The sequence below is a fragment of the Micromonospora sp. 4G55 genome (assembly GCF_016803375.1).
This window is the reverse complement of the sequence record NZ_JAEVHN010000215.1, coordinates 1-9,236: the sequence shown is the minus strand read 5'-3', so window position 1 is coordinate 9,236 and position 9,236 is coordinate 1. Positions and strand designations below refer to the sequence as shown.

Here is a 9,236-nt window from a genome sequence, read left to right as displayed (position 1 = left end):
GCCACCCGGGCCCTCCTCTCCGGCCCCGCCCGCCGAAGCTGACCGCCCGCAGGCCGGTGGACGCTCCACCGGACGCACGTGCAGACGCCGCCGGCCGGGCGCGCGTGCTGCGCGGCCCGGCCGGTGCGGTGCGGATCAGGACTTGTCGGTGTCGTCCCCGGAATCGTCGGAGCGGGGCGGGGTGCCGCCGCCCGGCGCCTGCTCCTCCGGGCCACCCGGCGCGGTGAAGTCGAAGTTCGCCAGCTCGTCGTCGAGGTCGAGCTGGGCGGTCGCGAAGGCCACCGGGTCGGCGAAGTCGTCGTCGGAGGGGAGCAGGTCGGGGTGGCCCCAGACCGCGTCCCGGCCGGAGATGCCCCGGTGCGTGGTGAGCGCGGCCCAGAGCGCCGACGCCTCGCGCAGCCGGCGCGGTCGCAGCTCCAGCCCGACCAGCGCGGCGAAGGTCTGCTCGGCCGGACCGCCGGCGGCCCGGCGGCGGCGGAACGCCTCGCCGAGGCGGACCACGTTGGGCAGCCGCTCGCCGGCGGCGTTGTCGACCACGTGGCAGACCCAGCCCTCGACCAGCGCGAGCACCGTCTCCAGGCGGGCCAGGGACGCCTTCTGCGCCGGGGTGTCCTCCGGCGTGAAGATGCCCTCCAGGGCGATGGCCTGCATCGACTCCGGGTCGGTCGGGTCGACCCGGCCCATCGCCTCCTCGATCGCCTCCCGGTTGACCCGGATGCCGGAGGCGTAGTTCTCCACCGCGGTCAGCACGTGCCCGCGCAGCCACGGGACGTGCTCGAAGAGCCGCTGGTGGGCGGCCTCGCGCAGGGCGACGTAGAGGCGTACCTCGTCCTCGGGCAGCTCCAGGCCCTCGCCGTACGCCCGGATGTTGGCCGGGATGAGCGCGGCGGTGCCGGCCGGGCCCAGCGGCAGGCCGATGTCGCCGGCCGAGAGCACCTCGGCGGCGAGCGAGCCGAGCGCCTGGCCGAGCTGCCCGCCGAAGAGCGCACCGCCCAGGGTCGCCACCATCGACTGCATCGGGCCGAGCTGGGCCCGCGCCTCCGGCGGCACCAGGTCGCCCATCGCGCCGACCATCCGGCTGGCCACCGGGTCGCAGAGCTTGCGCCAGACGTCGAGGGTCTTGTAGATCCACTCGTTGCGGTTCCACGCCACCGAGGTGCGGATGCCGGACGGCAGCGCGGAGGCCGGCTCCAGCCAGAGGTCGGCGATGCGCAGCGCCTCTTCCACCGCGTGCCGCTCGTACGGCGACACCGCCGGGTCGCCCGCCGCGGCGAGCTGGCTGGCGGCCACCTGCCGGGCCAGGTCCCAGTTGACCGGCCCGCTGCCCGACGCGGAGAGCAGGTGCTGCAACTGCGACATGAACTGCTGCATCTGCGCGGGATCGTTGGGGTCTGGTGGTTGCCCACCTGGGAGCGCGAAACCGAACGGAATATCAGGCACGACGTCTACGGTACGCGCGCCGCGCCCCTGGTCGCCCTCGCTGTCGTTGCGCTGAGGGCGAAGTCGGCCTCGCCGCCCGGGCGGCACCGCCGGAATCGGTACGCTCTGCCGCATGAGACGTCGCGGCGTGACCGTCCTCCTCGGTGCTCTGCTCACCACTCTGCTCAGCATCGGCGTGCTCGGCGCGCCCATCCCGTACGTGGTGCTCGGCCCGGGGCCGACCGTGAACACCCTCGGCACCTCCGACGGCAAGGAGGTCATCCAGGTCACCGGCCGGTCGACGTCCAGCTCCGCCGGCCAGCTGCGGATGACCACGGTGGGGGTGCAGCCCACGGTCAAGCTGCGCGCGGCGATCGCCGGCTGGCTCTCCGCGGACGAGGCGGTGGTCCCGCGCGAGCTGGTCTACCCGCCGAACGAGAGCCAGGAGGAGGTGGAGAAGCGCAACGCCGAGGACTTCCAGAACTCGCAGACCAGCGCCGAGACCGCCGCGCTGGTGGAACTCGGCTACCCGGTGCAGGTGGTGGCCAAGGAGGTCGCCTCCGACGGCCCGTCGGCGGGCGTGCTGAAGGCCGGCGACGTGATCACCACGGTCGACGGGGTCAAGGTGACCACGGCGACCAAGCTGGTGGAGCTGGTCCGGGCGAAGCCGGCCGGCACCGCGCTGCGGATCGGCTACACCCGCGACGGCGTGGCCGGCACGGCCACGGTGACCAGCCGGGAGCAGGACGGCCGGCCGCGCGTCGGGCTGGTGCCGGAGCAGCGGCAGCCGCACCCGTTCACGCTGAAGATCGACCTGGCCAACATCGGCGGGCCGAGCGCCGGGCTGATGTTCGCCCTCGGCATCGTGGACAAGCTCGAACCGGCCGACCTGACCGGCGGGAAGGTCATCGCCGGCACCGGCACCATCGACGACGAGGGCCGGGTCGGTCCGATCGGCGGGATCGCGCAGAAACTCGTCGGGGCGAAGAAGGCCGGCGCGAAGGTCTTCCTGGTGCCGGCGGACAACTGCGCCGAGGCGGTCCGCAATCCGCAGCCCGACCTGCCCCTGATCAAGGTCGGCTCGCTGGACGAGGCATTGACGGCGCTGGAGACGTTGCGGTCGGGCGGGCAGCCGATCCGCTGCTGATCCCGGGCGCCGCGACAGCCCGCCGTGACCTTGGACCGCCACGTTCAGGAACACCCCGTACTCTGGGTGCCTGTCCGGAGCCGATCACATCGAGCGTGCGGAGCCAACAGTGGTCATGCGTAGCAGCCCCCTGCCGAGGATGAGCCGGCGCGGACGCGTCACCATCGGGGTCCTGGTCGGGGTGTTCGTGCTCTTCACCCTGCTCGGCTGGGGTGTCCAGGCCTGGACGGACTGGCTCTGGTTCGAAGAGGTCCGCTACACCCAGGTCTTCACCGGAGTCCTGGTCACCCGGCTGCTGCTCTTCCTCACCATCGGCGTGGGGTTGGCGCTCTTCGTGGGCGGCAACCTCTGGCTGGCGTACCGGCTGCGGCCGGCGCTGCGGCCGCACTCGCTGGAGCAGGCCACCCTGGAGCGCTACCGGATGCTGCTCACGCCCCGGATCGGCACCTGGATCAGCCTGACCGCGGCCGTGCTCGGGCTCTTCGCCGGCCTCTCCGCGCAGAGCCGGTGGAACCAGTGGCTGCTCTTCCGCAACGGCGGCGACTTCGGCGTCAAGGACCCGGAGTTCGGCGTCGACGTCGGCTTCTACGTCTTCCAGCTGCCCTTCTGGCGGTACCTGCTCGGCGTCGGCTTCACCGCGGTGGTGCTGGCGCTGCTCGGCGCGCTGGCCGTGCACTACATCTTCGGCGGGGTGCGGCTGCAGGGCGTCGGCGACCGGATGACCAACGCCGCGCGGGCCCACCTCAGCACGCTGGTCGCCGTCTTCGTGCTGCTCAAGGCCATCGCGTACGTGCTGGACCGGCGAGCGATGCTGCTGGAGTACAACGAGGGCGCCAAGCTCTACGGCGCCGGCTACGCCGACGTCAACGCGCTGCTGCCGGCCAAGGAGATCCTGGCGTACATCTCGGTGGTGGTGGCGATCGCCATCATCGTCTTCTCCAACGCGGTGATGCGGAACCTGGTCTGGCCGGGCATCTCGCTGGCCCTGCTCGGCGTCTCCGCCGTCGCGATCGGCGGCATCTACCCGTGGGCGGTGCAGACCTTCGAGGTCAAGCCGAGCGCCCGGGACAAGGAGGCGCCGTACATCGAACGCAGCATCGGGGCCACCCGGGCCGCGTTCGGGTTGGGCGACACGAAGACCACCGGGTACGCGGCGAACAACCTCACCCCGCCGGCGAGCCTGGCCACCGACACCTCGGTGGTGCCGAACGTCCGGCTGCTCGACCCGCAGCTGGTCTCCGAGACGTACACGCAGCTCCAGCAGGTCCGCGGCTTCTACGACTTCGGGCCGAAGCTCGACATCGACCGGTACTCGGTGGCGAACAAGACCTCCGACTACGTGGTCGGCGTCCGCGAGATCAACTACGGCGAGCTGCCCAACAACAACTGGATCAACCGGCACACCGTCTACACCCACGGGTACGGGCTCGTCGCGGCCCCGGCCAACCAGGTGGTCTGCGGCGGCCAGCCGTACTTCGTCTCCGGCTTCCTCGGTGAGAAGGCGCAGGAGGCGTGCTCCTCGCAGGCCGAGCAGATCCCGGCCTCCCAGCCGCGGATCTACTACGGCGAGCGGATGGAGAAGGACGACTACGCGATCGTCGGGCAGGCCGACAAGTCCCGCAACGCCGAGTTCGACCGCCCCACCCCGACCACCGGCGGCGAGCAGTACTACACCTACACCGGTGAGGGCGGCGTCGAGATCGGCTCCTTCGGCCGTCGGCTGCTCTACGCCATCAAGGAGCAGGAGTCGAACTTCCTGCTCTCCGGGGCGGTCAACGACAACTCGCGGCTGCTGTACGTGCGCAACCCGCGGGACCGGGTGGAGAAGGTCGCGCCCTTCCTCACCCTCGACGGCGACCCGTACCCGGCGGTGGTGGGCGGCCGGATCCAGTGGATCGTCGACGGCTACACCACCGCGGCGACCTACCCGTACGCCGAGCGGGTCAACCTGCAGACCGAGACCGCCGACGAGCTGACCAACCGGGGCACGTTCCAGCTGGCCCGGGAGAACGTCAACTACATGCGCAACTCGGTGAAGGCCACCGTCGACGCGTACGACGGCACGGTGCGGCTCTACGAGTTCGACGAGACCGATCCGGTGCTCAAGGCCTGGAACAAGGCGTTCGGCGGGGACCTGGTGCTGCCGAAGAACGCCATCCCGGCGGAGCTGGCCGAGCACTTCCGCTACCCGGCCGACATGTTCAAGGTGCAGCGGAACCTGCTCACCAAGTTCCACGTGACCGACCCCGGCGACTTCTACTCCGGCCAGGACTTCTGGCAGGTGCCGAACGTGCCGGACGCGCCGGACAGCGGGCAGAAGCAGCCGCCGTACTACCTGTTCACCCAGTTCCCCGGGCAGGTGGACCCGCGCTTCCAGATCACCGCGGCGGTCACCCCGAACGGGCGGCAGAACCTCGCCGCGCTGATCTCCGGGTCGTACATCGACGGTCAGCCCAAGCTGGAGGTGTGGGAGCTGCCGGACCAGACCCGGGTCTCCGGGCCGGTCCAGGTGCACCAGCAGATGACCAACAACGCCAACATCCGGCAGCAGCTCAACCTGCTCTCCTCCAACCAGGCTCAGGTGCAGTACGGCAACCTGCTGTCGCTGCCGTTCGGCGACGGGATGCTCTACGTCGAGCCGGTCTACGTGAAGAGCAACCAGCAGGACGCGTACCCGCTGTTGCAGAAGGTGCTGCTCTCGTACGGCGACGGCGGTTCCTACGTGGCGCTGGCCGACAACCTCACCGACGGCATCAAGCAGCTCGTCGACCAGGGCAAACGGGCCGGGCAGGGCACGACACCGCCGCCCGGCGGCACTCCGCCGCCGCCCCCGGGCGGCACCAACCCGCCGCCGCTGACCGGTGAGCTGGCCGCCGCGGCGGAGCGGGTGCAGACGGCGATCGTCGAGGTCAAGGCCGCGCAGACGTCCGGCGACTTCGAGCGGTACGGCCGGGCGCTCAAGGCGCTGGACGAGGCGATGACCGCGTTCCAGCAGGCGCAGCAGAGCGGCGGGCCGGCCCCGACGCCGAGCGGCAGCCCGTCCGCGCCGGCACCGACGCCGAGCGGCTGAGCCGCAGCGCGGGCGATCCGACCGGCCCGCGACCCGAGGACCTGCCGGTCCTCCGGTCGCGGGCTGTCGTTTTTCCGACCCGATGCCTGCAACCAACCGGCCCCGTCCACCGTCTTGTCAGCAGGTGGGGGAAACGGGGAGACGTGGTGTGAGCATGAGGGACGCGCAGAGCTTCGACGAGTTCTACCGGAGCACCTCCGGGCGGACGCTGCGGTACGGCCATGCGGTGGCGGGTGACCACGGCGAGGCGCAGGACCTCGTGCAGGAGGCGTACGCCCGGGCCTGGCGGCAGTGGGGCAGCCTGGCCACCCACCCGGCGCCGGAGGCGTGGCTGCGGCTGGTGGTCAGCCGCCTGGCCACCGACCGGTTCCGCCGGCTGCGCGGCTGGCGCACGGCGGTGAGCCGCACCGGCTTACCCGAGGACGTACGGCCACCGGGCGAGGACACCGTCCTGCTGGTCGCCGCCCTGCGGCAGTTGCCGGCGAACCAACGGCAGGCGCTGGCCCTGCACTACCTGTTCGACATGCCGGTGGAGGAGATCGCCCGCGAGACGCGGGTCCCCACCGGCACCGTGAAGTCCTGGCTGTCCCGGGGCAGGACGAGGCTCGCCGAGCTGCTGCCCGGGGTCGCGTCCGAGGAGCTGGAGGTCAACGATGTCGCGTGAACTGACCGGTTTCTACCGCTCACTCGCCGAGGACACCGACCCACGCGGCCTGGCGGCGCCCGACCTGGTGCGCCGGTACGCCGACCGCCGGGCGCGGACCCGGGCCGCGCTGGGGGTGCTGACCGCGGCGGCGCTGGTCGGCGGGACGGCCGTCGGCGCCCAGTTCGTCCTCGTGGCCGGCCCGGACACCCGGGTCGGGCCGCCCGCCGACACCCCGGCCCCGCCCTCGGCCGTGCCGTCGGACCCGACGCCCACCCCGTCGGCGACCTCGCCCGGCCCGAGCGGGTCGCCGTCGGGGCAGCCGACGTCGACGTCACCGACGCGCGTCGGCGTCCCGCCGCCGGTCCGGATGCCGACCTCGATCCCCGATTCGGCCTTCTTCGCGCTGGCGGCGGCGAACGACACCGGGGCGGGGTCCCGGTTCGGCGAGGGTCAGGTGCTGCCCGCGCTCTGCGGGGCGGAGCCGGGCGCTTCGGGGACGGTGCGGCAGCGGGTCCGGACGGTGCCGTTCAAGCTGGCCGGGGCGCCGGAGGGGAGCATCCCGGACGGCCTCTACCGGCACAGCATCACCATCTACCGCGACGGTAAGGCTGCCGCCGCGCTCGACGAGCTGCGCGACGCGGTGCGGGACTGCCCCCAGCAGCCGGTCGGCAAGGTGACGTCCCGGCAGAAGCTGCTGCCCAGCAGCGGCTACGGCGACGAGTCGGTGCTGTTCGAGATGCGCAAGCCCTTCCTCGACGTCAACGACCAGCCGACCGGCGACGAGGAGGTCCGGCTGATCCGGGCCATCCGGATCGGGAACGTGGTGACGGTGCTCTGGGAGCAGGGCTGGGAGGGCAGTTCCAGCCCGAAGTCGCAGGTCGACGCGGACAGTCGGCGGGCGGTGCTGGCGATCCGCAACTGGTTGCGCTGAGTGTGCCCCGGACCCGTTTTGCGGGTCCGGGGCTCCGTACGCTACGGTTAACGAGTCGACGCGGGGTGGAGCAGCTCGGTAGCTCGCTGGGCTCATAACCCAGAGGTCGCAGGTTCAAATCCTGTCCCCGCTACCACGACGAACGGCCCGAGGATCTGATCCTCGGGCGTTCGCCTTTTCCGCGCCCGAGCCGCCCCGGCGGCCGGCGCCCGAGCGGCCCCGGTCTCGGCGTCCGAGCGGCCCCGGTGGCCGATCCGGGACCCGGCTGATCTCCGTCCCGGGGATGCGCTAGGCTTATGGAGCCGACGCGGGGTGGAGCAGCTCGGTAGCTCGCTGGGCTCATAACCCAGAGGTCGCAGGTTCAAATCCTGTCCCCGCTACTCGTTCGAAGGCCCCGGAGCCCAGCTCCGGGGCCTTCGCCGTTTCCGCCGCCGGGGGTTTCCATCCGTCCGGCGTGCCCCGCTTGCCCGTCTCGGTCAGGATGGGGTCATGTCATCTTGGAACAGGTGGTGGGGCCGGCTGAGCGCGGTCCTCGGTGCGGTCGTGCTCTCGGTCTTCGTACCGGTCGCGGCCTGGGCGTCCACGGGCCAGGGCGAGCTGGTGGTGGAGGCCGCACGGCGCAGGGGTCGGGGCGGTGGCGGCATCCTGGGCCTGCTCTGCTGCCTCGTCGTGGTGGGTTTGATCGTGTTCCTGGTGCTGCGGCTGATGCGCAACCGCCGCAACCGTCCGCCGAGCTGATCCGGCCGGCCCGGCCGGCAGCCGCCGGCCGGGGTCACTCGGCCAGCGCCCCCTGCGCCTGCGCCATGAACTTCGACGTCGTGGCCCGCGCTCCCACCCGGCCCGACCGGACGTCCTGGGCCGCCGCCGTGAGCAGCGCGCGCACCCGGGCGTGCCCCCGGGGCGGTGGGGCCGGGGCGGGCCGACCAGGTCGTTCAGGGTGGTGCCGAGGGTGGCGACGCGCTTGACCACCGGATCGTCGGACGCCTGGGTGACGGCCTGCCGCACGGCCAGGTCGGCGGGCAGCCCGCGGTCGGTGCCGAGGATCTGGCCCACCTCGACGTTGGTGGTGAGGAAGCTGACGACGTCGGCCACCACGCCGGGGTGCCGGGTGCCGTGGAATCCGGCCCAGTACATCGAGGCCCGGTCCCACTGGGCGGCCGGCGGCCCGGGGAAGGCGGCCAGCCCCAACTCGTCGTCGGTGTAGCGCTGTAGTTCGGGCAGCTGGTGCGACCAGGCGAACGAGGCGGCGGTGTGGCCGGTCACCACGAGCTGTCGCGCCGGTTCGCCGCCGTCGGCCCGGTCCACCAGCGCGGCGGCCGGGGTCGCCCGGTCGTTGCGGGCCCGCTGCCAGAGTTCGAACCAGTCGACCAGGGCCGCCGAGCTGAAGCCGAGTTGCCGCCCCTGGTAGAACTTGCCGCCCTGGCCGCGCAGCCAGAGCCAGAGCGCCCGGTGGTCGCCGGACGGGTCCATGGTGCCGGCCACCCGCCCGCCGCTGGCCTGGGTGACCCGCGCGGCCCAGGCCAGGTAGTCGGCCCACGGCATGATCGTCGGGGCGGACACCCCGAGCCGGCGCAGCAGGTCCTTGTTGTAGACCACGGCGGCGTGCGTCTGCGCGGCGGGGACGCCGTACAGCTGCCCGTCCACCCGGCCGTAGTCGGCCAGCCCGGGCGGCAGGCCGCCGAGGGCGAGCCGGCCGTCCGCGGCGTACGGGCTGAGGTCCAGGGCGATGCGGCGCTGCGCGTACTCGGTCAGCACGGTGTCGTCGACCTGGAACAGGTCCGGCACGTTGCCGCCGCCGGCCTGGTGGCGAGCCGGTCGTAGTAGCCGCCGGCAGCCTGCCAGGTGACCCGGAAGGTGACCCGGGGGTTGCGCGAGGAGTAGAGCCGCAGCGCCGCTCGGTGGCCTGCGCGCGCCGGCTGTTGCCCACCCAGAAGACCGACAACTCGATCGGCCCGTTCTCGTCGACCGGGGCGGTCGGCCGTCGCTGCGACCCGGCGAGGCCGCCGGTGGCGAGGGCCGGCAC

6 protein-coding genes, 2 tRNA genes and 1 pseudogene are annotated in these 9,236 nt (G+C 72.6%); 7 read left to right on the top strand and 2 right to left on the bottom strand.

Annotation, left to right across the window (positions count from 1 at the left end):
* Positions 1–135 precede the first annotated feature (135 nt).
* Positions 136–1,371 carry a zinc-dependent metalloprotease gene (locus JNW89_RS18415; RefSeq protein ID WP_172894211.1) on the bottom strand — a complete coding sequence of 412 codons (1,236 nt, stop codon included), beginning with the start codon at positions 1,369–1,371 and terminating at the stop codon, positions 136–138.
* A gap of 181 nt (positions 1,372–1,552) precedes the next feature.
* Between JNW89_RS18415 and JNW89_RS18410 the strand changes: the two genes are divergently transcribed.
* The 7 genes from JNW89_RS18410 (at position 1,553) to JNW89_RS18380 (ending at position 7,951) form a co-directional block, all read left to right on the top strand.
* Positions 1,553–2,566: a PDZ domain-containing protein gene (locus tag JNW89_RS18410; protein WP_238449856.1), complete on the top strand. Its 1,014-nt coding sequence runs from the start codon at positions 1,553–1,555 to the stop codon at positions 2,564–2,566.
* A 115-nt stretch (positions 2,567–2,681) separates the two neighbouring features.
* Positions 2,682–5,636 (top strand): UPF0182 family protein, encoded by a 2,955-nt coding sequence (locus tag JNW89_RS18405; RefSeq protein WP_238449855.1) that lies wholly within the window; start codon positions 2,682–2,684, stop codon positions 5,634–5,636.
* A gap of 154 nt (positions 5,637–5,790) precedes the next feature.
* A complete protein-coding gene (locus JNW89_RS18400) occupies positions 5,791–6,300 on the top strand; it encodes a SigE family RNA polymerase sigma factor (RefSeq protein WP_238449854.1) in 510 nt (169 codons plus the stop codon).
* Positions 6,290–7,213: a hypothetical protein gene (locus JNW89_RS18395; protein WP_238449853.1), complete on the top strand. Its 924-nt coding sequence runs from the start codon at positions 6,290–6,292 to the stop codon at positions 7,211–7,213. The genes JNW89_RS18400 and JNW89_RS18395 overlap by 11 nt, the downstream gene beginning before the upstream one ends.
* A gap of 59 nt (positions 7,214–7,272) precedes the next feature.
* Positions 7,273–7,349: transfer RNA gene (locus JNW89_RS18390), tRNA-Met, on the top strand.
* Between the two features lie 170 nt (positions 7,350–7,519).
* Positions 7,520–7,593 (top strand) — tRNA-Met (locus JNW89_RS18385).
* A gap of 109 nt (positions 7,594–7,702) precedes the next feature.
* Positions 7,703–7,951 (top strand): hypothetical protein, encoded by a 249-nt coding sequence (locus JNW89_RS18380; protein ID WP_179801708.1) that lies wholly within the window; start codon positions 7,703–7,705, stop codon positions 7,949–7,951.
* 381 nt (positions 7,952–8,332) lie between these two features.
* Here JNW89_RS18380 and JNW89_RS18375 read toward each other — a convergent pair.
* Positions 8,333–8,968: pseudogene (locus JNW89_RS18375) on the bottom strand (ABC transporter substrate-binding protein); the annotation flags it as partial.
* Positions 8,969–9,236 lie beyond the last annotated feature (268 nt).

Coding starts and splice junctions, on each gene's coding strand:
- JNW89_RS18400 (WP_238449854.1), top strand. CDS start 5,791: ATGAGGGACGCGCAGAGCTTCGACGAGTTCTACCGGAGCACCTCCGGG.
- JNW89_RS18405 (WP_238449855.1), top strand. CDS start 2,682: ATGCGTAGCAGCCCCCTGCCGAGGATGAGCCGGCGCGGACGCGTCACC.
- JNW89_RS18380 (WP_179801708.1), top strand. CDS start 7,703: ATGTCATCTTGGAACAGGTGGTGGGGCCGGCTGAGCGCGGTCCTCGGT.
- JNW89_RS18395 (WP_238449853.1), top strand. CDS start 6,290: ATGTCGCGTGAACTGACCGGTTTCTACCGCTCACTCGCCGAGGACACC.
- JNW89_RS18410 (WP_238449856.1), top strand. CDS start 1,553: ATGAGACGTCGCGGCGTGACCGTCCTCCTCGGTGCTCTGCTCACCACT.
- JNW89_RS18415 (WP_172894211.1), bottom strand. CDS start 1,371: ATGCAGCAGTTCATGTCGCAGTTGCAGCACCTGCTCTCCGCGTCGGGC.